Annotated in this window: 21 protein-coding genes and 1 pseudogene; 19 read left to right on the top strand and 3 right to left on the bottom strand. The window is 44.5% G+C overall.

Annotated features, from left to right (window positions below; genetic code table 11):
* Window positions 1-368 precede the first annotated feature (368 nt).
* Entirely contained in the window at window positions 369-1,412 is a 1,044-nt protein-coding gene (locus IM475_RS15765) for an N-acetyltransferase DgcN family protein (protein WP_287728185.1), read from the bottom strand.
* Entirely contained in the window at window positions 1,405-2,457 is a 1,053-nt protein-coding gene (locus tag IM475_RS15760; protein WP_287728184.1) for a dipeptide epimerase, read from the bottom strand. Before IM475_RS15760 ends, IM475_RS15765 begins: the two co-directional genes overlap by 8 nt.
* Before the next feature lie 208 nt (window positions 2,458-2,665).
* On the opposite strand from IM475_RS15760, the gene IM475_RS15755 reads away from it, so the two are divergent.
* The 11 genes and pseudogenes from IM475_RS15755 (at window position 2,666) to IM475_RS15705 (ending at window position 13,947) form a co-directional block, all read left to right on the top strand.
* Window positions 2,666-3,829, top strand: a complete 1,164-nt coding sequence (locus IM475_RS15755) for an LptF/LptG family permease (RefSeq protein ID WP_287728183.1) — start codon at window positions 2,666-2,668, stop codon at window positions 3,827-3,829.
* 60 nt (window positions 3,830-3,889) lie between these two features.
* A complete protein-coding gene (locus IM475_RS15750) occupies window positions 3,890-4,057 on the top strand; it encodes a hypothetical protein (RefSeq protein ID WP_287728182.1) in 168 nt (55 codons plus the stop codon).
* A gap of 127 nt (window positions 4,058-4,184) precedes the next feature.
* A complete protein-coding gene (locus tag IM475_RS15745) occupies window positions 4,185-5,528 on the top strand; it encodes an adenylosuccinate synthase (RefSeq protein ID WP_287728181.1) in 1,344 nt (447 codons plus the stop codon).
* Between the two features lie 27 nt (window positions 5,529-5,555).
* A complete protein-coding gene (locus tag IM475_RS15740) occupies window positions 5,556-6,113 on the top strand; it encodes a 50S ribosomal protein L25/general stress protein Ctc (RefSeq protein ID WP_002802399.1) in 558 nt (185 codons plus the stop codon).
* A gap of 589 nt (window positions 6,114-6,702) precedes the next feature.
* Window positions 6,703-6,996: pseudogene (locus IM475_RS23000) on the top strand (group II intron maturase-specific domain-containing protein); the annotation flags it as partial.
* 228 nt (window positions 6,997-7,224) lie between these two features.
* Complete coding sequence (locus tag IM475_RS15730) at window positions 7,225-8,448, top strand: M20 family metallopeptidase (RefSeq protein WP_287728179.1); 1,224 nt, start codon at window positions 7,225-7,227, stop codon at window positions 8,446-8,448.
* 79 nt (window positions 8,449-8,527) lie between these two features.
* Window positions 8,528-9,415 carry an acetylglutamate kinase gene (gene argB, locus IM475_RS15725; RefSeq protein ID WP_002802403.1) on the top strand — a complete coding sequence of 296 codons (888 nt, stop codon included), beginning with the start codon at window positions 8,528-8,530 and terminating at the stop codon, window positions 9,413-9,415.
* A gap of 168 nt (window positions 9,416-9,583) precedes the next feature.
* Window positions 9,584-9,805 (top strand): DUF4327 family protein, encoded by a 222-nt coding sequence (locus IM475_RS15720; RefSeq protein WP_287659680.1) that lies wholly within the window; start codon window positions 9,584-9,586, stop codon window positions 9,803-9,805.
* Window positions 9,806-9,848: 43 nt separating this feature from the next.
* On the top strand, window positions 9,849-11,069 hold the full coding sequence (locus tag IM475_RS15715) for an efflux RND transporter periplasmic adaptor subunit (protein ID WP_287728177.1): 1,221 nt from the start codon (window positions 9,849-9,851) through the stop codon (window positions 11,067-11,069).
* Window positions 11,070-11,443: 374 nt separating this feature from the next.
* Window positions 11,444-12,925, top strand: coding sequence for a DNA methyltransferase (locus IM475_RS15710; RefSeq protein WP_287728176.1), 1,482 nt, complete (start codon window positions 11,444-11,446; stop codon window positions 12,923-12,925).
* Window positions 12,926-13,104: 179 nt separating this feature from the next.
* Window positions 13,105-13,947: an Rpn family recombination-promoting nuclease/putative transposase gene (locus IM475_RS15705; protein ID WP_287728175.1), complete on the top strand. Its 843-nt coding sequence runs from the start codon at window positions 13,105-13,107 to the stop codon at window positions 13,945-13,947.
* Window positions 13,948-14,024: 77 nt separating this feature from the next.
* On the opposite strand, the gene IM475_RS15700 is transcribed toward IM475_RS15705, so the two are convergent.
* Entirely contained in the window at window positions 14,025-14,579 is a 555-nt protein-coding gene (locus IM475_RS15700; RefSeq protein WP_287728174.1) for a Uma2 family endonuclease, read from the bottom strand.
* A gap of 207 nt (window positions 14,580-14,786) precedes the next feature.
* Between IM475_RS15700 and IM475_RS15695 the strand changes: the two genes are divergently transcribed.
* The 8 genes from IM475_RS15695 (at window position 14,787) to IM475_RS15660 (ending at window position 23,988) form a co-directional block, all read left to right on the top strand.
* Window positions 14,787-14,963 carry a DUF8621 family protein gene (locus IM475_RS15695; protein ID WP_002734354.1) on the top strand — a complete coding sequence of 59 codons (177 nt, stop codon included), beginning with the start codon at window positions 14,787-14,789 and terminating at the stop codon, window positions 14,961-14,963.
* On the top strand, window positions 14,960-16,018 hold the full coding sequence (locus IM475_RS15690; protein WP_287728172.1) for a DUF3326 domain-containing protein: 1,059 nt from the start codon (window positions 14,960-14,962) through the stop codon (window positions 16,016-16,018). Before IM475_RS15695 ends, IM475_RS15690 begins: the two co-directional genes overlap by 4 nt.
* Window positions 16,015-16,596: a CPBP family intramembrane glutamic endopeptidase gene (locus IM475_RS15685; protein WP_287728171.1), complete on the top strand. Its 582-nt coding sequence runs from the start codon at window positions 16,015-16,017 to the stop codon at window positions 16,594-16,596. Before IM475_RS15690 ends, IM475_RS15685 begins: the two co-directional genes overlap by 4 nt.
* A gap of 102 nt (window positions 16,597-16,698) precedes the next feature.
* Window positions 16,699-17,142 (top strand): DUF3531 family protein, encoded by a 444-nt coding sequence (locus IM475_RS15680; protein WP_002749339.1) that lies wholly within the window; start codon window positions 16,699-16,701, stop codon window positions 17,140-17,142.
* A 423-nt stretch (window positions 17,143-17,565) separates the two neighbouring features.
* Entirely contained in the window at window positions 17,566-19,920 is a 2,355-nt protein-coding gene (locus IM475_RS15675) for a GH116 family glycosyl hydrolase (RefSeq protein WP_287728170.1), read from the top strand.
* Between the two features lie 267 nt (window positions 19,921-20,187).
* On the top strand, window positions 20,188-21,039 hold the full coding sequence (locus IM475_RS15670; RefSeq protein ID WP_287728169.1) for a hypothetical protein: 852 nt from the start codon (window positions 20,188-20,190) through the stop codon (window positions 21,037-21,039).
* Between the two features lie 11 nt (window positions 21,040-21,050).
* Window positions 21,051-22,901 carry a caspase family protein gene (locus IM475_RS15665; RefSeq protein ID WP_287728168.1) on the top strand — a complete coding sequence of 617 codons (1,851 nt, stop codon included), beginning with the start codon at window positions 21,051-21,053 and terminating at the stop codon, window positions 22,899-22,901.
* Window positions 22,891-23,988, top strand: a complete 1,098-nt coding sequence (locus IM475_RS15660; RefSeq protein WP_287728166.1) for an AAA family ATPase — start codon at window positions 22,891-22,893, stop codon at window positions 23,986-23,988. The genes IM475_RS15665 and IM475_RS15660 overlap by 11 nt, the downstream gene beginning before the upstream one ends.
* Window positions 23,989-23,993: the final 5 nt, after the last annotated feature.

Raw genomic sequence — 23,993 nt, 5'->3', positions numbered from 1 at the left:
TAGTATTCATTCAATCATTCCAATCACAGTTGAGACTAATTATGTGATGGACTATGATTGATTATTGATAAAAGGTTACTGAATACAACATAATCATAGTATTCATTCAATCATTCCAATCACAGTTGAGACTAATTATGCGATGGACTATGATTGATTATTGATAAAAGGTTACTGAATACAACATAATCATAGTATTCATTCAATCATTCCAATCACAGTTGAGACTAATTATGTGATGGACTATGATTGATTATTGATAAAAGGTTACTGAATACAACATAATCATAGTATTCATTCAATCATTCCAATCACAGTTGAGACTAATTATGTGATGAACTGTGATTGAAGTGATAAGTGATAACTGTTTACTGATCACTGATCACTGATAATAACCCTTGACCGCCAAAACGAACAACATCGGTACAAAATAACCCCGTTTCCTCCTGCACGGTTTCTATAGCTTTAACTGCCGCCTCCGGACTAAGATGAAAAGTATTTAAACTAATCCCCTTTACCTTCACTTCCCCGAAACTTCCCCCGGCGCTGGCAGTCATTTCGTAGAGTTTAATCACTTCTGTTAGGGGAGGGATGAGAATATCGGGTAAATCATTGATATGAATTTGTCCAGCGCGATGGACGAGAATTAACCCCGTTGGTTGACTGCCACGCATTAAGGGCAAGGTAGCAGTCGAACCGGGGTGTAAAAGAGAGCCTTGACCCTCAATAAACAAAATATCGTTATTTTCCGCCGATTCTAACACCAAAGCCTCGATCGCACCAGCAGCATAATCGACGCGCACCGCATCCAAGGGTACACCCTTCCCCGCGATCATAATTCCCCCCTGTCCAGTGGCTAAAAATTGCGATTTTAGCCCTTTTTCTTGGGCTGCCCGATGTAATTCGATGCTAGTGGACATTTTGCCCACACTCATATCCGTCCCTACCGTTAAAATACGCTGACAGGTTAAATTTTTCGCCCGCGCTTGCCCAATTTTTAAGCCTTGGGGTTCCAGACGGATATCCCAAATCCATTGATCCGGTTTAAGCTGAGGAAAAAGGGGTTTTAGGGGTGTATGGAGACCATTAACGAGGGATAACCCTGCCTTTACCCCCTCTTTGATTTCTTCTAGCCAATGGGGGGGTAAAATGCCTCCTGAAGGCGCTATTCCAATTAACAGGGTATCGGGATGATAGGTTAAAGCTTCCCTAACACTAGCAACAATCGGCAAGGGGCGATCGATTCCAGCCACTTCTTTTAAGGTGCGGCCGGCGTTTTCTGCGTCAATAATCGCCACTACCGGCGCTTTCGCGTAACGCAGATAACTTAATCCGGTTTTGCCGCGAGTTCCTTTGATTCCTTCGTGGAGAAGAATCGCTACTTTCTTGTCAGGAGTCAAATAATTAGTCATCTTTTATCCGTAAACTAACACCCAAACCGGGTGAATTATTTGGTTGTAAACGTCCCTTTTCTAAGCTTAATCCCGTGAAGGGATCATCGCGTAAATTTAAATGACTATCTAGGTCAAGATAGTTGACAAGCGGGCCAAGATGTGCTAGGGCAGTATTGGCTAAACTGCTGTCAGAGTAACATCCGAACATAATTTGCAGTCGGCAAGCTTGGGCAACATGAATCATTCTCTGCACTTCGGCTAATCCACCGGCTTTCATTAGTTTAATATTAATGCCGTGGACTCGATCGGCCAGTTTCGGGATATCTTGACTAGAAAAACAGCTTTCATCGACGAAGATAGGTAGGGGCGATTTTTGGTATAAATCAATTAAATCTCGTTCTTGTCCCACGGATAGGGGTTGTTCCACATAAATAACGCCTTTTTCCTCTAACCATTGGCACATTTTCACCGCATCGCTAAATTGCCAACCACCATTAGCATCGACAGTTAGAGGCAAATGGGGGACAATTTCTTTAATAGCCAGAATTATGGCTTGATCGGCTTCTATACCGTCTGGTGAGCCTAATTTGACTTTTAATAAGCTAAAATCGCCAATTTCTAGCCAATCTAACAGCCTTTTCTGCACATTTTCTGGAGAATTTAAACCGATAGTAACAGAAACCGGCGGCATTAAAGAGCGATCGAGTCCAAAAATTTGCCAAAGAGGTAAATTAGCTTTTTTGCCTAACCAGTCGTGCAGTGCCGTATCAATAGCGGCACGAGTAGCCGAAGATATCTGATTTTGCCATAAAATTTTCTCAATTTCTTGGCGTTGACAGGGATGAAAAGATTGTAAAATAGGAGCGATCGAGTTTAATTCTTGCAGGATTTTATCGGGGTTTTTCTCCTCGCTGGTAATATCAAAAGGGGATGCTTCTCCCCACGCTTCGATATTTTCCTCGCTAATTTTCAGCCAGATATTAGTATTTTCGCTGGTAGTGCCGCGACTAATCGTTAAAGGTACTCGTTTATGAATAGTAAAAGTTTGCCAGTTTAGCAGCATAATTCACCTCGGGATGATCGGGGAATAGGAACAGAAAAATTATCTACACTTACCCAAATCCTTACTTCTGTCCACTCTCCCCGCAATCATACAACTTCTGGCGGTGTTTTTCGTCAAAGACAAAATATGATAGGCTAACCGAAGGTGTAAGCAAGACGGCTGCGGGTTAGGAAATTGGGATGAAAGAGGAGTGAGTTAACCAAAATCAATGATTAAGAAAAAGATTTCTTACTGGGTAAATGGAGGTATTGCCCTCATTGATCGCTATCTGATCAGCCAACTACTACCCCCATTTTTATTTAGTGTTGGTTTATTTGCCTCTTTGGGAGTAGCGATCGGCAATCTTTCCGATTTGGCTAATCAGGTAGTTGATGCCAATCTACCCCTCGCTTCGGCCCTAGAAATTCTCCTGTTAAAAGTGCCAGAATTTGTCACTTATTCCCTGCCGGTTTCTCTTTTGCTGGCCACTTTAATCACCTACGGACGTTTAAGTAGTGATAGCGAAACCGTTGCCCTGCAAAGCTGTGGAGTCACTCTTTATCGTCTTTTTATACCCACTTTTTGCCTGAGTTTAATAGTTACAATTGTGACATTTTTATTAAATGAATATGTGGTTCCCAATGCTAATTATCGAGCCACAGAAATTTTAGTGCAGAAAATTAATAAAGAGGCAAGTTTTTGGAAAAATAAAGATTTTTATTATCCCGATTATGAAATAAAAACCCTAGAAAATGGTACGATTAATCGCAATTTAATAAGTTTATTTTATGCTGAACAATTCGACGGGGAAAAGATGAAAACCGTCACCGTTATCCGTTGGCTAAAACAAGAATTAAATCAAATTATTATCGCCGATTCGGCCCGTTGGAATGCCGTCGATAACGTCTGGGACTTTTTTAACGGCATTATCTATGAATTAACCCCCCCTAACGCCTCCTATAGCCAAGTTATCCCCTTTAAAGCCGAAAAAATCGCTTTATCTCGTTCCGCTTTCGATTTTGCTCGTCAAAGCCGCGATCCCTACGAGATGAACATACCACAGGCGCTCGAATATGTGCAACTGCTCAAACTCAGTGGCGATGATAAGAGAGTCAGGTTTTTTCAAGTGCGAATCCAGCAAAAAATCGCCTTTCCCTTTGTCTGTATCGTCTTTGCTACCATCGGCTGTGCCTTGGGTTCTCTACCGCAAAGAATCGGTCGAGGCACCAGTTTCGGCCTCAGTGTCGCCATTGTTTTCCTCTATTATCTTTTAAACTTCCTTGTCGGCAGCTTAGGACTAACCGCCACCCTCTCCCCCTTCCTAGCTGCCTGGCTGCCTAACTTTTTCGGTTTTGGGTTAGGTCTGTGGTTATTATGGCGACTTAACGGTTAGACTTTTTTGAAAATTTTCGTCAAGATAGGAGACGTAGAGTTATAGCAGGCCCCTTAGTCTATGTTTCCCTTCTTCTTTAACACTTGTGGCAGCACTTCCCGCCAAGAATGTCAAGAGCGTAAATTAACATTCCTCAAATGGATGCGCGATGACCTCGAAACCCGTCTAGCGGGATTAAATGCCGCTATCGAAACTATCGAGCGTCAAATGAGCCAGGAAGGTCAATAAACCCTGAAAATAGGCGAGTTTTCCCCTCGCCTTCTCCCCACAATTAGCTAAGAGAGATAACTTGACAGTTGTATTCGCCAAGAGGGATAATAGTAGTTTGTGTGAACTTTAGCTAGACTAAAATACCTTGGCTAACGTTATTGTAATCGGCGCTCAGTGGGGCGACGAAGGAAAAGGAAAAATCACGGATCTGCTGAGTCGATCGGCGGATGTGGTGGTGCGTTCTCAAGGTGGCGTAAATGCGGGTCATACCGTCGTCGTCGAGGAGCAAACGTTCAAACTCCATCTAATTCCCTCTGGGATTCTCTACCCAGATACGGAATGTATAATCGGCTCAGGAACAGTCATAGATCCCTCGGTGTTACTCAAAGAGATGGCGCAATTACACGCCCTCAATGTCACCACCGACAATCTCTATATCTCGCAAACGGCTCATGTCACTATGCCCTATCATCGGCTGCTCGATCAAGCATCCGAGGAAAAACGGGGTAAATATAAAATCGGCACCACGGGACGGGGTATCGGCCCCACCTATGCCGACAAATCCGAGCGCATCGGCATTCGAGTCATCGACTTGATGAATACCGAGAATCTGCGGCAAAAACTAGAATGGACGATCAATTATAAAAACGTCATTTTAGAAAAGTTATATAACTTACCGCCTTTAGATGCGAAGACGGTGATCGAGGAATACCTAGAATATGCCGAGATACTGCGTCCCCATGTGGTCGATAGTTCCCTAAAAATCTACGAAGCAATCCGCAAGCGTAAGAATATTCTTTTTGAAGGGGCCCAAGGCACCTTACTCGACCTCGATCACGGAACCTATCCCTACGTTACCTCCTCCAATCCGATCGCTGGGGGTGCTTGTGTGGGTTCTGGTATCGGTCCGACGGTAATCGATCGAGTGATCGGTGTGGCCAAAGCTTACACCACTAGGGTGGGGGAAGGGCCATTTCCCACGGAATTAGAGGGGGAGATCGAGCAGTTATTATGCGATCGTGGGGCGGAATTCGGAACCACCACCGGTCGTCGTCGTCGCTGCGGTTGGTTTGACGCGGTGATCGGTCGTTATGCGGTGCGAATCAATGGTTTAGACTGTCTAGCGATTACCAAATTAGATGTTCTCGATACCCTAGAGGAAATCAAAGTCTGTGTGGCCTACCAATTGGACGGCAAAACCTGTCGCCATTTACCCAGTAGTGCCGGGGAATTCGCCCGTTGTCAACCGATTTACCGAACGATGCCGGGGTGGCAACAACCCACCAGTGATTGTCGCAGTCTGGAAGAGCTGCCTAAACAGGCCCTCGATTATCTAAAATTCCTAGGGGCGATTATGGAAGTACCGATCGCGATTATCTCCCTAGGAGCTAGTCGCGACCAAACTATTATCGTTGAAGATCCCATTCACGGACCCAAACGCGCTCTTTTGGACGAAAATGGCTCACCTTGGGATAATTACGAATTTTAAATCATTGTCAAAGAGGATTAGTCAACTATGCAAGTTAGCGTTGAATGTCAAAAAAGACCCGAAAATATTAACCCCAGGGCCCTACGTCGTCAGGGTTTGATCCCAGCGGTTCTCTACGGCCACAACGGCACGGAATCGGTTTCCCTCGTGGTTCCTGAAAAAGCGGCCTTAACTCTACTGAAAAAAGCCTCGGTAAATAACACCCTGGTGGATGTGAATGTTCCCGAAATGCCTTGGACAGGAAAAGCTTTGATCCAAGAGGTACAATCTCATCCCTGGAAAAGAAATCTCTATCATCTCAGTTTCTTCTCGGTGTCTGCCCACGGTAAGCTCGATATCGTTGTTCCCATTAAAGCCATGGGAGAAGCGATCGGAACCAAACAGGGCGGTTTAATCGAACAGTTCGTCAACGAAGTTAATGTCTCCTGTACTGCTGATAATATCCCGGAAGTGATCGAATTTGATGTTTCGGAGATCGGTGTGGGGCAATCCCTGCTCGTGGGTGATTTAAAAATGCCGGAAGGGGTGACTTTAAAAGACGATCCCCATACCACCGTTTTTGCCATTGTTGCCGCTAAACGGTAAATTCAGTGCGCGAAACGTTTGGGCATGAAATAGGGTTTAAATCCCCAAAATAACCGCCTAGTAAGGTCTTCAGTCCCTTGACTGAATCTAAAAGGTCAACCTTGACCAACCTTATAACTGTTTATCTGTCCCGACGTTTAGTATCACTCAGATACATAAACCAGGCAAGGGAACTCAAGGTCAATACACTTGTAATAAATCTTTACAAGTTAAGAGTAACGGCGATAGCCACCCCCAGTTTCAGAAATCACAACTCTGGAATTGAAGCGGGGAACGGAAGGCTCCGAGGTGTAACCTAACGCCAAGATTGTGACCACTGCCAACCATCCAAGATTAGGCTGGGTTCCGTGTCCGACCTGAACCATCGTAATTTTACAGCAGTGTAATAGACATCTCCAAAAATTATAACCGAGTCACAGCTTGCCTTTAGTCTATGTACTAACTAAATAGTTCGATAGTTGGAATGTATATCTGTCGTTGCTAATTCAATTTCACTGAAAAAATATGAGGTAATTAAAATAATTTTTATTCGGGTAGATTCCTTAACTAGAAAGACTTTTGGTCTTGAGATAATATTAGGTCGAGGTCTATTGAGTATAATGGGAAAACAGAAGAACCAGGCTTTGATTTCTTAGGATTCAATATCAGACAATACCCAGCAGGAAAACACAAAGCAGGTAAAACTGGACACGGGAACAAAACATTCCTAACCCATATTAAACCTAGCCAAAAAGCAGTTAAACTCCACACAGAAGCGATTAAAGGTGTAATTAAAATACATAAAACAGAACCTCAATCAGCCTTGATTAGTAAACTAAACCCAATCATTAGAGGTTGGGCTAACTACTACTCAGGGATAGTATCTAAGGATAGCTTCAATCGGCATCCCATGGAAGCCTAGAATCATCTTGATTGACATCCCACGAAGATTTTGTCAATCTAGATAATACACAGTTAACCAAAGGAAGTCAAGCTGTATCTTTAACAAGGGAACAGTCAAACTTAGGAGCCGTATGAGGTGAAAATCTCATGCACGGTTCTGAATGGGAGGGGAGGTCGGTGACGATCTTCTCGACCCCTAATGATCAAAAAATCTAGCCGCCCGAACCCGATGATTTCCTCCTTTCCCGTTCCTAATAGCTTAAATTGCCCTCAAATTCGCCTTGCTATTCGTTGCCTGCAGCCGCAATTGGTTCACTGGCGCCGACAAATACACCAAAAACCAGAACTAGGCTTTCAAGAACACCTCACCGCCTCCTTAATCAGTCAAACCCTGACTAAATATGGAATTGACCATCAAACTGGCATCGCTGGCACTGGAATTGTCGCCACCATCGCAGGCAGTCAACCGGGGCCAGTTTTAGCCCTGCGGGCCGATATGGATGCACTACCGATCGCCGAAGAAAACCAAGTCCCCTATTGTTCCCAACATCCGGGCCAAATGCACGCCTGTGGTCACGATGGCCACACAGCCATCGCCCTCGGCACGGCAGTTTACCTAGCACAAAACCGTCACGATGTCAAGGGGACAGTAAAAATTATTTTCCAACCCGCCGAAGAGGGGCCGGGGGGTGCGAAACCGATGATCGAAGCGGGAGTGCTGAAAAATCCCGACGTGGAGGGAATTATCGGGCTGCATCTCTGGAATAATCTGCCTTTAGGGACAGTGGGCGTGAAAAATGGGGCCTTAATGGCGGCGGTGGAATGTTTCGATCTCCAGATACAAGGCCGGGGAGGCCACGGGGCAATTCCCCATCAAACCGTCGATTCACTACTGGTGGCGGCCCAAATCGTCAACGCCTTGCAAACCATCGTCGCCCGCAACCTCAACCCCCTCGATGCTGCCGTGGTGACTGTGGGCAAATTAGCAGCGGGAAGCGCTAGAAACGTGATCGCCGATAGTGCTAATCTCAGTGGCACGGTGCGCTATTTCAATCCCCAGTTAGGGGGCTATTTCCGACAACGGATGGAAGAAATCATCGCGGGCATCTGCCAAAGTCAGGGGGCTAGTTATCAATTCGATTACTGGCAATTGTATCCCCCGGTAATCAATCATGATCAGATGGCGGAATTAGTGCGAGCAATCGCCGCACAAGTGGTGGAAACCCCAGCGGGAATCGTTCCCGAATGTCAAACCCTGGGAGGGGAAGATATGTCCTTCTTTTTACAGGAAGTACCGGGCTGTTATTTCTTCTTGGGGTCTGCCAATCCCGAATTAGGATTAGCCTATCCCCACCATCATCCCCGTTTTGATTTTGATGAATCGGTGTTAACCATGGGAGTCGAGATTTTTGTCCGTTGCGTCGAAAAATTCGGCAACTCTAAGACTTTCTAGAAATCCGTTCAAGGTGAACAGTTTTTGTCAAACCTGAAACCGCTAAACTGATCACTGAATCAGACAGGTAAAAAAACCCATGAACAATAACATCCACGAAAACGATACCCAACGGGTGAAAATCCTCAGCGAAGCCCTACCCTATATACAAGAATTTCGCGGTCGCACCGTAGTGGTTAAATACGGTGGCGCGGCCATGAATAACAGCGATATCAAAGACACGGTTATGCGAGATATCGTTTTTCTCTCCTGTGTGGGGGTTCGTCCCGTTATTGTCCACGGCGGCGGTCCAGAAATCAATAGTTGGCTGGATAAATTAGGCATTGAACCCCAATTTAAAGACGGTTTACGCGTCACCGATGCCGCCACCATGGATGTGGTAGAAATGGTGCTAGTGGGGCGCGTCAATAAAGAAATTGTGGCCCTGATCAATCAAGCTGGCGGTAAAGCGGTAGGATTATGCGGTAAGGATGGTAATCTGATCACTGCCCGTCCCGTGGGTAAAGAGGGCATTGGTTTTGTGGGAGAAGTCAGCAGTGTCGATACTAGCGTTGTCGAATCCTTGGTCAATAGTGGCTATATTCCCGTGATTTCTAGTGTGGCCGCCGATGAAACCGGCCAGGCTCATAATATCAATGCCGATACGGTAGCCGGAGAAATAGCGGCGGCTTTAGGGGCAGCTAAACTGATTTTAATGACTGATACAGCCGGAATTTTAGAGAATTACAAGGATCCTTCCACTTTATTGGCTAAATTAGATATCCAACAGGCCCGGGAGTTGATTCAAAAAGGCATCGTTGCCGGCGGGATGATTCCCAAAGTTGGCTGCTGTGTGCGATCGCTGGCCCAGGGAGTTCAGGCCGCTCATATTATCGATGGTCGTCTTCCCCACGCCCTTTTACTGGAAATTTTCACCGATCGAGGCATCGGTTCCATGATTGTGGCTTCCGGTTATACTAATCTATAGTAGTAATTACCGTACTTTTGCTCAAAAAGACTTGCCTAAAACCAGAGATCTGGTGTACAAATAAGTTAATAAACGCGCTTCTCGCTCCTTTGTAATGGCAAAAGTCTTAGTCTTGAGTTAGTTTAGTCGGGAAGCGCAAAATCTGAAGTATTCATAGCAATTGAATTTATGACCAAACAAGCTGTAGCTCACCCGATGGTGAGGTTTCAACGCAAGGCTAGCAAGTGGATAGATGCAAAAGTAGTCAAACCTAGCGATAGTATCTGGAAACTCGCTCTTTTATACGGAGATGAGTGGGCATACTGGAAGCAGGAGTTGCTCGATTTCGGTTTCTCCATGCAAGACCCTCTCAGCGAAGTGGTAGCGGTAGAAGCTTGGGACGAAGAATAAGCGACCATCGACTCAAAAGCAGCTTTCTACCAAGATTATCGCCATGGGATCGACTCCGATTATCCTTTCCGCTCTGGTTATCTTATCCTTAAGCGCGAGTTGTTCTCCCAGGACCGAAACCCAACCACCGCCACCAGCGGCCCGTACTACTACCGTCAACGTCACCACCGCTAAACTGGCAACCATCGGACGCAATCTCGATTATACGGGAACTACCCGACCTTTAAAAGTAGTTTCTCTGCGATCGCAAGCCACTGGTCAGTTACTTAATCTCGTCGTCGATGTGGGAGATGAGGTGCAATTAGGACAAATCCTCGCTCATGTTGATGATCGTCTCCTCGCCACCGTTGTCCGGCAAGAAAAAGCCGCCCTGTCGGCCCTAGAAGCAGAATTAGCCCGGGCGAGAATTGAAGTCAGTAACGCTGAAATTGAAGTGGAGCGACTACAACTACAATACCAACAGGCCAAAAATGATGGCGAGCGCCTGCAAAAATTAGCCCTAGAAGGAGCGATTCCCCTGCAACAGGGCGAAACAGCCCAAACTACAGCTGCAGTAGCTTTAAAAGCCGTTAATAGCGCGAGATCGAGAATTAAAGTCGAGGAACAGGTAGTGGCGGCAATTATCGGCAGAATTGCCGCCCAAAAATCGGTCATCGCTCAGGAACAACAACGTCAGGCCTACGCTATTCTTAAATCACCGGCGACGGGGATAGTTATCGAAAAACTGAAAGAGCCGGGGGATTTAGTCAGTATCGGCGATGAAGTCCTCAAAATTGGCGATTTTCAACAGGTCAAGGTAGTAGTATTATTATCGGAATTGGATTTAAAAACAATTAATTTAGGACAAACGGTTAATGTCAGCCTTGATGCTTTCGGTGAGAGAAATTTTTCCGGTCGCATCAACAGGATTTTTCCCCTCAGCCAAGGCACGGCCCGGCGGATTCCCGTGGAGATTACTCTACCCAATGGGGATGGTTTAATTAAAGGGGGATTATTGGCCCGGGTGCGGTTTAATAATAATTCTGCCCCTCAGGTGATTGTCCCCGAAACAGCAATTGTCAGTCAAGGGGAATCCTCGGCCATTTTTGTCCTTTCCGAGTCTAACTCACAAGTGCAAAAACGTCCTGTTCGTCTCGGTCAAGCGCTCGACGGTCAAGTAGAAATTATCACCGGACTTGAACCGGGGGAGCGTTTCGTCGTTAATAGTAGTAAACCTTTGCAAAATGGCGAAAAAGTCCGGGTCAGTATCCTGAGTAATCCTTGATTAGTTGGGGATTGCTAAGTAGTTAGGTGTTAAAAACTGTCAGATTACCCCCCTTATCAAGGGGGGACTAAGGGGGGATCAAACCTAAAATCCATTTTTAATTTAATTATAACCAGCTACTTAATTCCTCTTGACAAAATCCCAGCACTTGACATATACTTATTTATATAATGGGAATCCGTGCCTGCCTGCGACCCCCTCATTTTCAGGCAAGATGGACTTAAGAAAATTAAATTTTGAGCGCACGCAGTTCGAGCAACTCACTGACCACGATGCACCCCCACAATAATATTATTGTCGGGAGCGATTGCATTCGTCCTCTTTAAGGGGGAATAATAATACAATTGAGAATGCAGTCAATCCCCTTAATCTCTATGGTCAATAAACTATACTACGGTGATAACCTAGAAGTGCTGCGGAAATATATCAAAGATGAATCGATCGATCTTTGTTATATCGATCCACCCTTTAATTCTAAACGCAATTACAACCAAATTTATAACAACTTAGGTAAGGAAGATCAAGCACAAGCACAAGCGTTTGTAGATACCTGGACATGGGATAATCACGCTAACGAAGCTTTAGAAGAAATTCAAAGCAACTATCAAGGTAAATTTACCAGTCAGACTATTGATTTAATTGACGGTTTAACCAAAGTTTTAGGTAAAGGCAGTCTTCTCGCTTATCTGGTGAGTATGACTCTGAGGATTGTGGAAATCCATCGAGTTTTAAAATCTACCGGTAGCTTTTATCTCCACTGCGATCCTACTGCTAGTCATTATTTAAAAATAGTTTTAGATGCTGTTTTTTGCTCTCAGGGGGGTGATTTTAAAAATGAGATAGTTTGGTGTTATGGTTCAGGAGGTGCTAGTAAAAATCATTTTTCTAAAAAACATGACGTAATTTTATACTATTCTAAATCAAGTAATAGTGTTATTTTTAATGTTGATTTAGTAAGAGAACCTTATTCTTCTCCTGAAAAAGTTGAACATAAAATTATTAAAGGTAAAGCATATCAAAGAAAACATGAATTGGGACGGATTCCTTTTGATTGGTGGACAATACCTATCTTAACTAATACAGCAAAAGAAAGGTTAGGATATCCCACGCAAAAACCGGAGGCATTGTTAGAAAGAATAATCAAAGCAAGTAGTAATAAAGGAGATGTAATTTTAGATGCCTATTGTGGGTGTGGAACGACTATCGCTGTAGCAGAGAGATTAGAGAGAAACTGGATTGGAATTGATATAACCTATCAGAGTATTAGCTTAATGTTAAAGCGACTAGAGGACTCCTTTGGTAAAAATTTTTTAGATAAAATTGAACTAAATGGTATTCCCAAAGATATAGAATCAGCCAAAGCATTAGCCACTAAACCCGATGATCGTACCCGCAAAGAATTTGAGAAATGGGCGGTTTTAACCTATAGTAATAACCGGGCTGTGATTAATGACAAAAAAGGGGCAGATAAAGGAGTCGATGCTATTGCCTATTTTCAGGGAGATAAAGACAATCGGGAGAAAATTATTTTTCAAGTAAAATCCGGTAATGTCAAATCAGGAGACATCAGAGATCTACAGGGAACCATGACACTACAAGGGGCAGCCCTGGGTATATTTATCACCTTGAAACCCCCCAGCAAAGATATGATCCAAACAGCCAAATCTGCGGGAATTTATCGCGGTCGTTACATGAGTCAAAGTGTCGATAAAATTGAGATTGTGACAGTACAAGAAATCCTTGAACAGAAAAAACGTCTCGATGTTATCCTCACCTTTGAAGTCCTGAAAGCTGCCGAAAAACAAAGGGAAACCCAAGGACAACAAATGAGTTTAGATATACCCTTCCCCGAATAAATCTCCTTTGTTTAAGTAGCTAGGTATTAAGTAGCTGGTTATAATTAAATTGAAGATAGATTTTGGGTTCGATCCCCCCTACCCCCCTTGATAAGGGGGGATTGAGGGGGGATTGAGGGGGAATAGGGTGATAATTTTGTTAAAATATCGGTCAGCCTTAACCTATAATTGAATTGAAAATGTATGATTCTACCTGTAAATTTATCGCCCTTGAATATTCGAGAGACTTGGCCACTTGGTTACTGGGTAAACCCTTAGAATTAACAGAAATCAAACCCTCGGAATTATCCCTAGAGCCAATTAGAGCCGATACTTTAATCTTTTTGGAGTCGGAAGAATTAATCTTACATATCGAGTTCCAAACCGACCCTAAAGAAGATATTCCCTATAGAATGCTAGATTATGCCACCAGACTCTATCGACGCTATCCGCGTAAACCTATCCATCAAGTGGTTATTTATCTAAGGAAAAGTGACTCCCCCACAGTCCGACAAAATGATTATAAACAAGGGAAAACCTCTCATCAATTTGAAGTGATTAGACTGTGGGAACAACCCTCGGAACCCCTATTAAAGGCCCCCGGACTGTTTCCCTTTGCCATACTCGCTCAAGCTGAGAAACAAGAAAACTTACTGCGGCAAATTGCCCAAGAAATCGAGCAAATCAGCGATAGTCGAGAACAAAGTAATCTGGCCGCATCTACCGCAATTCTAGCCGGGTTAGTATTAAAGAAAGACATCATCCAACGATTATTGAGGAAGGACATCATGAAAGAATCAGTTATCTATCAAGAAATCTGGTCCGAAGGTTTACAAGAGGGACGACAAGAAGGACGACAAGAGGGAGAAGCTAACCTAGTTTTACGTCAATTAAATCGGCGGATAGGGGACATTTCCCCCGAATTATTGCCCAATATTCGCAGTCTTGACCTAGAACAGTTAGAAAACTTGGGAGAAGCTTTGTTAGATTTTCAGTCACCACAAGATTTAGAACAATGGCTGGAAAATTGCCGAGCTAGTTAGTACAAGTAAACTAAATGCTGTCTATCCATTGCCATGGAAGCAGCAAGCTCTCAACTCCCTTGAGAGTAGTTCACATTTTAATCTATTCCCCGGTAGAGATCGGCGATCGCTAAATCTAGGTTAATACTTGACAGGATCACGCGATCGCCTGTCTCGTAAATAGTCGTTTCCCATATCCCCAGAGAATTACGACGACGGCATTCCACGCGCTGGACTTCTTGGGAAATTAATACATATTCTTCTAAAGTTTCTATCTGTTGATAATCTTGGAATTTTTCGCCCTTGTCAAAAGCGGCCGTACTGGGGGAAAGCACTTCCGCAATTAGTTTCGGATAGCGTTTCAGATAACGATCTTGGCGATCGCGCGGATCGCAGGTAACAAAAGCATCGGGATAGTAATAAAACTGATCTTGATAGTTAACCTTGACATTACCCGAGTAAAACCGACAGTCTGTAGAGTCGCCGAAATGCAGGTTAACCAGAGCGAGTAGATTAAGGGCAATGCGATCGTGATTATCCGTACCGCCGGCCATCGCATAAACCAAACCACGTCGGTATTCATGACGGATCTGACTCTGGCGCTCGATAGCGAGATATTCTTGGGGACTGATGTAGTTGGGAACTGCGATCATAATCTCTAGGGGAAAGCCTAGTATCAATTATAGTACGAGAATGGCTCTGGCTCTCCTATTCTTTGTGTGATCAGTTTAACTTATATGGCGGCGATCGATCTTTGTGTCCTTTGTCTCTTTGTGGTTCCTGACCCAGAGGGCTGATAAACCAGCGCAAGAGGGCAAAATCTTGATAAACTAAGGGGATAACTATCCCAGACAATCCCCATGACCACTCACTTTATTAGTGCCGAAATCGACCTACAGGAAACCCCGCAACAACTGCAGCAAGAAATCGAAAAAGAATTAGCCAAACGCGGTGAACCCTTGCGTTGGGCAATCACAGAAGTGGATACCGAGAATAATCAAGTCAAAGTCGAAGCGATTGTCACCACTGCCTCGTGAATTCCCGTCCCTATACCGCCGTACTAATTATTCCCACCGGCATCGGGGCTGCGATTGGCGGTTATGCTGGGGATGGCATTCCCGTGGCCAGAGCGATCGCCCAAGTTTGCGATCGCCTAATTACCCATCCCAATGTCCTCAACGGCGCACAACTGTACTGGCCTCTGGACAACACCTATTATGTGGAGGGTTACGCTTTAGATCGTTTTGCCCGGGGGGATTGGGGATTAAGTCCCGTCCATCAAAATCGTATCGGGTTACTATTTGATCGCGCCATTGAATTTGACCTCTTGCAAAGACACCTTCAGGCTGCCGATGCTGTCCGGGCCACCCTAGGCTTAGATCTCACCGATTACGTTATCACCGATGCCCCCCTAAATGTGCAGTTGCGAGAGGCAGCCTCCGGGGCCAGTTGGGGAACAATTGGCAATCCCGACAGCTTGCTGCGGGGAGCAGAAAAACTGATTAACCAGGGCCGGGCAGAAGCGATTGCCATTGTTGCCCGTTTTCCCGACGATCCCGATAGCATTGCCCTGGCTAATTATCGCCATGGTCAGGGGGTGGATCCCCTTGCCGGGGCCGAGGCGGTAATTTCCCATCTGGTGGTGCGACAATTCCAAATACCGGCAGCCCACGCTCCCGCTTTAAGTCCGCTGCCCCTCGATCCGCAACTTTCCCCCAAGGCCGCAGCCGAAGAAATCGGTTATACTTTTTTACCCTGCGTTTTGGTGGGTTTGAGTCGCGCCCCCCAATTGGTCAAGCGGCCTGGTCCCGATGCTATTTGGGGCCGGGAGGTGGACGCGCTGATCGTTCCCGCCAGTGCCTGCGGCTCTAGCACAGTATTGAGTTTTTGTCAAGAAAAAACTGTACTGATTGCTGTACAGGAAAACAGTACAAGAATGAAGGTGGCCCCAGAACCCCTAGGGGTGAAAGCAATTAGGGTACACTCGTATATGGAGGCGATCGGTGCGATCGTTTGTCAACGGGCAGGGGTTAGCCTCGCATCTCTTCGCCCTAATTTAAACTCTTTACGCTGTTTATCCGAGAATCCGTGACTAATTCCCCTAATCCCGAATTTGATCCCCTGACACGCACACAAGTCCTCACCATTATGGCGGTAACGGCGATTATCTTGCTGGTAGTCGCCAAAGTTTGGCAATATTTCGGTGCGATCGCTATTCCCGCCATTCGCTGGACTCTCCCAGATTTCCTATTCGGATTAGCCTTAGCGGGGGCAATTAGTGGAATTAGTGGGCTTCTCTATCGTTTTTGGTCTAGTTATCGCCATAGTGCTAACGCTTACTTAGAATTAGTCATTAAACCTTTAGCTTGGCCCGATTTAATTTGGATTGGATTACTGCCGGGGTTAAGTGAAGAATTATTATTTCGCGGGGTGATTTTGCCAGCTTTGGGCTTAAATATCTTTGGTTTAACCGTTTCTAGTCTAATTTTTGGTATCCTCCATTTTAGCGGTTCCCAACAATGGCCCTATGTTATCTGGGCAACTGTTGTCGGTTTTGCCCTCGGTTATACCGTCATCATCACCGGTAATTTATTAATCCCGATCCTCGCTCATGTTATCACCAATCTCCTCGCTAGTTTTCTCTGGAAATTACAGCATAGTAATCAGTAATCAGTTATCAGTTATCAGTTATCAGTGGGTAAGTAATCAGTGATCAGTAATCAGTAATCAGTAATCAGTGACTACTCCCTACTCCTGTCTCCTCTAAAAAATATGGAAGTACAATTTCGCGAATTTAATCCTTTTGATGTCTGGTTTTGGCTGGAATTTTCGACAGTTCCCTCGAATATGGAACAGCAGTATGTAGAAGAAGTTTTTGCCTCTTGGTTTTATTTGGGTAAATTAGGGGCTTTCAATGCCGAAAACCTACAGGTACAGGAGGTGGGAGTCGATATTAGTTATATGGAATACGATCCAGATATGGCCGAAAATGCCTTTATGTCACCGATGCACAATATGACCGATTTTGAATACTTAGGTACTTGGGGACGTTGTTGGTTTGATCTCGGTACTAGCGATCTTATTGCTTTAGATATTTTAATCAATGCCTTGACCCAATTAAGTAAGGATTTTGTCGATATTAAACGTTTAATTATCGGTGGAGAAAATCAAGATTGGCCAGTTAGTGATCGGAGCAATTATCTCTTTAGCGAATAATTAGGGTTTACTGAAAAAGTTTCTTGGTGGGGTCAAAATTATGAATTATGAATTATGAATTATGAATTATGAATTATGAAATTATGGTTTCCGAACTTACACTGTAGAAAATTCCTTAAGCTCCCTCTCTGCCCAGCAATGCTCTAAAGTTGATAAATATCAATCTAACAAAAACTCAAAGCTTTAGTATACAAGCTTTACAAGCACGAGTTGTTGATAGTTTTACATGACAGGTTCGGTAGAGCCTGAATTCAGGATATTATTTTTATTTATTCTCTCTTTTCCCCTTTCCCCTCTCTCTTTTCCCCTTTCCCCAATTCCTTATCCCTTATCCCCTCTCCCTTATCCCTTATCCCCTCTCCCTTATCCCTTCTCCCCAATTCCTAATTCATAATTCATAATTCATAATTCCCACTTAAATCTATGCTTAATCTCGTCTCCCTTCCAGAAATTCCCGCCGCTGCTTGGAAACGTCCTCTAGGCAAAGGTTGGGAAAAACCCTACAGCGTCCGTTACGCCAGCAATTTAGATGATGGTCCTTGGCATGGGATGCCTCTGGGGGGATTTGGGGCCGGTTGCATCGGACGTTCCCCCAAAGGTGACTTTAACCTCTGGCATCTGGACGGCGGTGAACACAGTTTTAATAGCCTTGCCGCCTGTCAATTTAGCATTTTTGAACAAACAGAAGACGGAAGCACCCAAGCCTACGCTATGGCGACGGAAAGCCCGACGGATGGAACTTTATCGCGCTGGTCGTGGTATCCAGCCGAAAAGGGAAACTATGGGGCACTTTATCCCCGCAGTTGGTACGAGTATAAAGATGTTTTTCAGACTCAATTAATTTGCGAACAATTCTCACCGGTTTGGGCGCATAATTATCAAGAAAGTAGTTATCCTATAGCCCTATTTGAATGGACGGCTCATAATCCCACCGATAAACCGATTACTATTAGTATTATGCTGACTTGGCAAAATACAATCGGTTGGTTTACTAACGCGATTAAATCCCCAGTGGTTAAGGTGAGAGATGATGGTAGTCCCGTTTATGAATATCAATCAAAATGGGGAGAAAGTGAGGGCAATTATAATCAATGGATTGTCGATAATTTCCGCGTTGGCTGTCTAATGGGTCGAGATTACGAAAACCCCGGGGAAGGGGATGGACAGATGGCGATTGCCACTATCACTAATCCGAGTCTAGAGGTATTCTATCTGGGTAAATGGAACCCTGCCGGCGATGGAGGCGAAGTTTGGGACTATTTCGCCATGAATGGCTCTTTACCGGATATTGAGGACGAAACCCCCGCCCAAAAAGGGGAACAAACGGCCACGGCCATGGCGATTCGTTTTACCATTCCTCCGGGGAAAACTCGCAAAATTCCTTTTATTTTAGCTTGGGATTTACCCGTCACCGAATTTGCCCAGGGAATTAACTATTATCGTCGTTATACGGACTTTTTCGGTCGCAATGGTCAAAATGCTTGGGCGATGGTACGCACGGCTTTAAAACACGGCGACACATGGCGAGAAAATATTATTAACTGGCAAAAACCGATCCTAGAACGCAGCGATCTGGCCGATTGGTTTAAAATGGCTTTATTTAACGAATTATATCTCCTAACTGACGGCGGCACTCTCTGGACGGCAGCCACGGAACAGGATCCGATCGGTCAATTCGGAGTGTTAGAATGTATTGATTATCGTTGGTATGAAAGTCTGGATGTGCGTCTCTATGGTTCCTTTGGGTTATTGATGTTATGGCCGCGCTTAGAAAAGGCCGTCATGGAAGCTTTTGCCAGGGCAATTCCCAGCAGTGACGACACTCCTCGGATTATCGGTTATAACCAAGCTAGTGCCATTCGTAAGGCCAAAAATGCCACTCCCCACGATTTAGGCGCACCCAATGAACACCCTTGGCAAAAGAGCAATTACACCAGTTATCAAGATTGTAATCTCTGGAAAGACTTAGGCAGTGATTTTGTTTTATTAGTCTATCGGGATTATTTATTAACGGGGGCTAAAGATGAGGATTTTCTGCGGGAATGTTGGCCGTCAATTGTCCTGACTTTGCAATATTTAAAAACTTTTGACCTTGATAACGATGGGATTCCCGAAAATTCTGGCGCACCAGACCAAACCTTTGATGATTGGCGTTTACAGGGAATTAGTGCCTATTGTGGTGGTTTGTGGATAGCGGCCCTAGAAGCGACGCTTAAAATTGGCGAAATCATTGGAGAAGATACGGCAATTTTTGCCAGTTGGTTGCAGCAATCTCGCGCTATTTATCATCAGACTCTCTGGAATGGAGAATATTATAATTTAGATAGTGGCAGTGGTTCCGATGTGGTGATGACTGATCAATTATGCGGTCAATTTTATGCTCGTTTATTGAGTTTACCAGATGTGGTAGAAAATCAATACACGCAATCAGCTTTAAGTAAGATTTATCAGGCTTGTTTTCTCAAGTTTCATGGGGGAAAATTTGGGGCGGCCAATGGTTTAAAACCCGATGGTACTCCCGAAAATCCCGAGGCAACTCATCCCTTGGAAGTTTGGGTAGGAATTAATTTTGGGTTGGTGGCTTTTTTACTGCAAATGGGAATGGAAAAGCAAGGATGGCAAATTACAGAAGCGGTGGTGAAACAAGTCTATGAAAATGGCCTACAATTTCGCACCCCGGAAGCGATTACATCGGTGGGAACTTTTCGTGCTTGTCATTATTTACGCGCCATGGCTATCTGGGCAATCTATGGGGTTTTGACGGAATTTCAGGGATAAATTTTCTTGGAGATATCCCCCTTTTCTCAACTTCAATTTCTCTCCTTGAATATTGGCTAAAAAATGTTCACCATGTCACACCATGGGCGACTGGTGGGGGTGTATAGCGTAGGTCTTTTCTTCGATCAGATTTGCTCATCACCACAACCTTAAGAGAGTCGAGTAATTTAGATAGTCAAGAGCTTATTTTATTCTTGTTCTCAAGTGGTAAAAACCGTTTAAAATTGAAAATAAACAGGGATAGGAAAGCCCTGTAACTGGAGGATCATGGCTAAAATTGTCGGTGTTCACGGTATTGCGCAAGAATTTGGGGGTAGCAACACGATTTGTGCTGAGTGGTTGCCAAGTCTCAAGGATGGATTGAAACTCGCGGGAACCGAGTTAGAGTCCGATACTGATTTTCGTTGTGCGTTTTACGGAGATATTTTCCGGGGAAAATCGAAAGCGATCGGTATCCCGAACTACGATGTTAATGATATCGATTCCGATTGGGAAAAAGAATTACTCCAGTCGTGGTGGCAAGAAACGGAACGAGTGGAAAATAATCATCCCAATGCGGATAGCCTTTTGAGAGAAAAATCTACCCCGAAAATTATCCAGAGAGCTTTGTCGGGGTTAAGTGAATCTCGGTTTTTCGGTAGCATTGCCGAGAAATTGGTTATTTCTTATCTTAAGCAAGTGGGGAGCTATTTACACAATCGAGAGCTAAAACAGCAGATTCAAGAGCGAGTAATAGAATGTATCGGTGAAGATACGCGGGTACTTGTAGCTCATTCTCTCGGTTCGATCGTCTGTTACGAAACTTTATGTCAGCATCCAGAATGGCCGATTAAAGTCTTTGTCACTCTCGGTTCTCCTTTGGGGATAAGACAATTAATTTTCGATCGACTGCAACCATCCCCCCGCAATAACCTGGGGTGCTGGCCCGGAAATGTGGAAAGATGGGTGAATATCGCAGACGATGGCGATGTGGTGGCGTTGACAAAGAAACTCAACCCTTTATTTGAGGGAACTGTCGAGGATAAGCCAGTTGATAATGGTTGCAAGGCTCACGATGCCAAAAGGTATCTGACGGCGGTTGAAACTGGGGAAGCGATTCGATCGGGGTTAATCGATTGATGGGTAATGGTATGGATGAAGAAACCAAGTATTATCTAATCGCTTGTGGGACAAAGGATTACAACGCATTCGAGCAATTACCCAGCGTCGAGACGGATTTAGAACGGGTAATCGATCTGTTTACTCGTGATTTTGGATACCAGCGAGTGTTAACCGATTTAGATATTAATCCGAAAAAAGATGAAATTACCCTCAAATTTGCTCAATGGCTTCAACAAAATCGCCGTGAAACCGATATTGTCATTTTTTATTATTCCGGTCACGGCGAGTATATACTGGGGGATAGACATTATCTTTTACTGGAGGATACTGATCCTAACCTAATTGGACAAACGGCTCTATCGACCGAAGATTTAGTTCGTCCTCTCAATAATGATGGGGTTCGGATAGCGCAGATCCTGTATATTATCGATACCTGTTACTCCCAAATGGGAGCGGTGGACGTTACAAAATTCGCTGCTGGCTCGATCGGGATATATCGATCGAGCAAAGAAAAAAGTATTGCCGTTCACACGATCGCCGCTTGTCGTGCCAAACAAACCGCTAAAGAGAGTGTATTCTCTACCGTTTTGGCAGCAGTTTTGAAAGATTTTTGTCAACAGTCTCGTAATCGATATATTTCCCCCGATGAAATTGTAGGCAAAGTTAATGAAAAAATTCCCGACTCAATGCAACAAGAGGTTATACATGACCTGACGGGATCTCAGGGAGAAGCAAAATTTTTTCCAGTTATTCCTAAAACCATACGAACTTGGGAAGAAAAACGCCTTAAATTCACAGAAGAATTATTGAATGAATTTAAAAAACATTTATCAAAAAATTTACTTTTTATCAATTCATTTTTATTGAATAGTAAATTTTTAGAAGAGTTTATTTTGGACGATCTAGAACTTAAAGAACAATTAAAGAAATTATCAAACAAGCCAGTTATAGAGGGTATCTGTCCTCTCATAGCTTGTTCCGAGTGGTGTCGAACTAGGTTATTAGAAGAAGATAGGATTAACCCGTCGATTGATGTTATCGAAGGTTGGCAGTATAGGGTTATTAAGTATCGAGAAAATGCGGATTTATATAAAATACAAAATGAAGTCAGGCAGTCGTGGAAAAAATTCAAGGAACGTATTAATCGAGAAGAGCTGAGACTTCAAATTGAAATAGAACAGGATCTCGATAAAGATAATAATACTGGAAGGGTGTTCAACTCATTTCACTTAAGAATGAATCTTTGGATTAAAAGTCAACATCGCCCCTTAGGAAGATTTGCTGAAAACGAAAAAATTGAATTAAATAGCGAAATAGAATCTTGTCCAGAAAGCCAGACATTTCTCGCTAATTTAATTCGCAAAGCTCGTTATAGTTTGCCGAACACAGTAAAGCTAAATCTCGAAATTTTTCTGCCAATAAAAGTTTTAAAATACCCTCTGGAAGAATTTCAATTTAAGCGAGGTACAATGTGGAGATCCCTAGGATACGAGTATCCCGTCTTTATTAACTCCTTTGATCGCTATTTCGATGAAGATTTCCGAGAGATCCGCGACGAGATCGAGGAGATCAAGAGAGCTTTATGGGAAAATAATAGCGATCTTGATCAGAAAGATTACTACATCGGAACGGAACCATCGATCGCCGATCTGGAAGAGATCGTGGAATCCCTGCCGATCGCCGTCTGGAGTCGAAACGCCAATCAACCGATGACAGATAACGATCTAAAACCCTCGGAATGGAAAAACTGGCCCGATAAGATCAAAGAATTACGCAGAAACAAGCGAAAAATCGCCCTTTTCTGGGACGATCTATACCCCAAACCCTCCCCGAGACCAAGACCTCTAAACACGAGAGTGGTGGAATCCAATGGCCAATAAACCAGTTACCAAAGCAGAAGAACTTCGCATCTATCGGGGGTTGACCCTGAGTGCCGATAGTTTACCCACACCCAAAGAACAAAGAAAACACCTCGATCGCATCCCACCGCCACCTCCTTGGCGCAGTTTTAGCCTGTCCCCGGAAGAATGGACAAAAGCGGCGAAATCGCAGGAAATACCGCCCGAACAGGGAAAAATCGACCCTAGGGCTTTAGGATTCGTCGCGGATAAGAAAGCGGTGGAATTGGTGAATGCTGCCCTCTGCTTGCGTCGTCCCCTACTGATCGAGGGCAACCCCGGCGCCGGCAAGACTTCCCTGGCCTACGCAGTTGCCCGGGAATTGGGATTACCCGGCCCCTACCGTTGGTCGATCGTTTCCCGCACCACCCTTAAAGAGGGTCTTTATGCCTACGATGCGATCGGACGGTTACAGGAAGCTTCCCTACAAAGACAGAAAGTGGGAGAGGGGGGAGAGTACGAGGAGCCGGATATCGGCAGCTATCTAAGATTAGGTCCCATGGGGATGGCTTTTTATCGATCCCTTCCAGGACGACCGGCGGTGCTGCTAATTGATGAGATCGATAAAAGCGACATCGATATGCCTAACGATCTCCTCCATATTTTCGAGGAGGGATTTTTTGAGATCCCAGAATTGACACGATTAAAAACCGGCGACCAATCGGTTCTTCCCTATCGCGGTCAACAGGACGACAGCGAGGAAAAAATCCCGATCGATCGAGGTTGTGTGTCTTGTCAGGAGTTCCCCCTAGTATTCATGACCAGTAACGAGGCCCGGGAGTTTCCCCCCGCTTTCCTGCGTCGATGTTTGCGTTTAAGACTAGAACAACCCGACAACGAGGATGATTTCTATCGGATACTAGAGCAACGTTTCCCCCCGGAGAGCCTAAATCAATTGGACGAACCGGCCAGAAATCTGATCCGGGAATTTCTCGATCGAATCAAACGCAAAGACAAACTAGCCACCGATCAACTGCTCAACGCGGTCTATCTGTTACTACAGGGAAACGACCTCACCGACCCCGATAGCAAGCTGCTAGACACCCTCTTTAAATCCTTGCAAGGGTAGGGGGA

Origin of the sequence: Microcystis sp. M061S2 (assembly GCF_020245605.1) — a bacterium.
Taxonomy (GTDB): Bacteria; Cyanobacteriota; Cyanobacteriia; order Cyanobacteriales; family Microcystaceae; genus Microcystis.
The sequence above is the reverse complement of the archived record's forward strand: the minus strand, read 5'-3'. Positions and strand labels throughout refer to the sequence as shown.

Coding starts and splice junctions, on each gene's coding strand:
- IM475_RS15765 (WP_287728185.1), bottom strand. CDS start 1,412: ATGACTAATTATTTGACTCCTGACAAGAAAGTAGCGATTCTTCTCCAC.
- IM475_RS15760 (WP_287728184.1), bottom strand. CDS start 2,457: ATGCTGCTAAACTGGCAAACTTTTACTATTCATAAACGAGTACCTTTA.
- IM475_RS15675 (WP_287728170.1), top strand. CDS start 17,566: ATGCTTAATCTCGTCTCCCTTCCAGAAATTCCCGCCGCTGCTTGGAAA.
- IM475_RS15750 (WP_287728182.1), top strand. CDS start 3,890: ATGTTTCCCTTCTTCTTTAACACTTGTGGCAGCACTTCCCGCCAAGAA.
- IM475_RS15720 (WP_287659680.1), top strand. CDS start 9,584: ATGACCAAACAAGCTGTAGCTCACCCGATGGTGAGGTTTCAACGCAAG.
- IM475_RS15705 (WP_287728175.1), top strand. CDS start 13,105: ATGTATGATTCTACCTGTAAATTTATCGCCCTTGAATATTCGAGAGAC.
- IM475_RS15700 (WP_287728174.1), bottom strand. CDS start 14,579: ATGATCGCAGTTCCCAACTACATCAGTCCCCAAGAATATCTCGCTATC.
- IM475_RS15665 (WP_287728168.1), top strand. CDS start 21,051: ATGGATGAAGAAACCAAGTATTATCTAATCGCTTGTGGGACAAAGGAT.
- IM475_RS15660 (WP_287728166.1), top strand. CDS start 22,891: ATGGCCAATAAACCAGTTACCAAAGCAGAAGAACTTCGCATCTATCGG.
- argB (WP_002802403.1), top strand. CDS start 8,528: ATGAACAATAACATCCACGAAAACGATACCCAACGGGTGAAAATCCTC.
- IM475_RS15695 (WP_002734354.1), top strand. CDS start 14,787: ATGACCACTCACTTTATTAGTGCCGAAATCGACCTACAGGAAACCCCG.
- IM475_RS15740 (WP_002802399.1), top strand. CDS start 5,556: ATGCAAGTTAGCGTTGAATGTCAAAAAAGACCCGAAAATATTAACCCC.
- IM475_RS15730 (WP_287728179.1), top strand. CDS start 7,225: ATGATTTCCTCCTTTCCCGTTCCTAATAGCTTAAATTGCCCTCAAATT.
- IM475_RS15670 (WP_287728169.1), top strand. CDS start 20,188: ATGGCTAAAATTGTCGGTGTTCACGGTATTGCGCAAGAATTTGGGGGT.
- IM475_RS15710 (WP_287728176.1), top strand. CDS start 11,444: ATGGTCAATAAACTATACTACGGTGATAACCTAGAAGTGCTGCGGAAA.
- IM475_RS15755 (WP_287728183.1), top strand. CDS start 2,666: ATGATTAAGAAAAAGATTTCTTACTGGGTAAATGGAGGTATTGCCCTC.
- IM475_RS15715 (WP_287728177.1), top strand. CDS start 9,849: ATGGGATCGACTCCGATTATCCTTTCCGCTCTGGTTATCTTATCCTTA.
- IM475_RS15680 (WP_002749339.1), top strand. CDS start 16,699: ATGGAAGTACAATTTCGCGAATTTAATCCTTTTGATGTCTGGTTTTGG.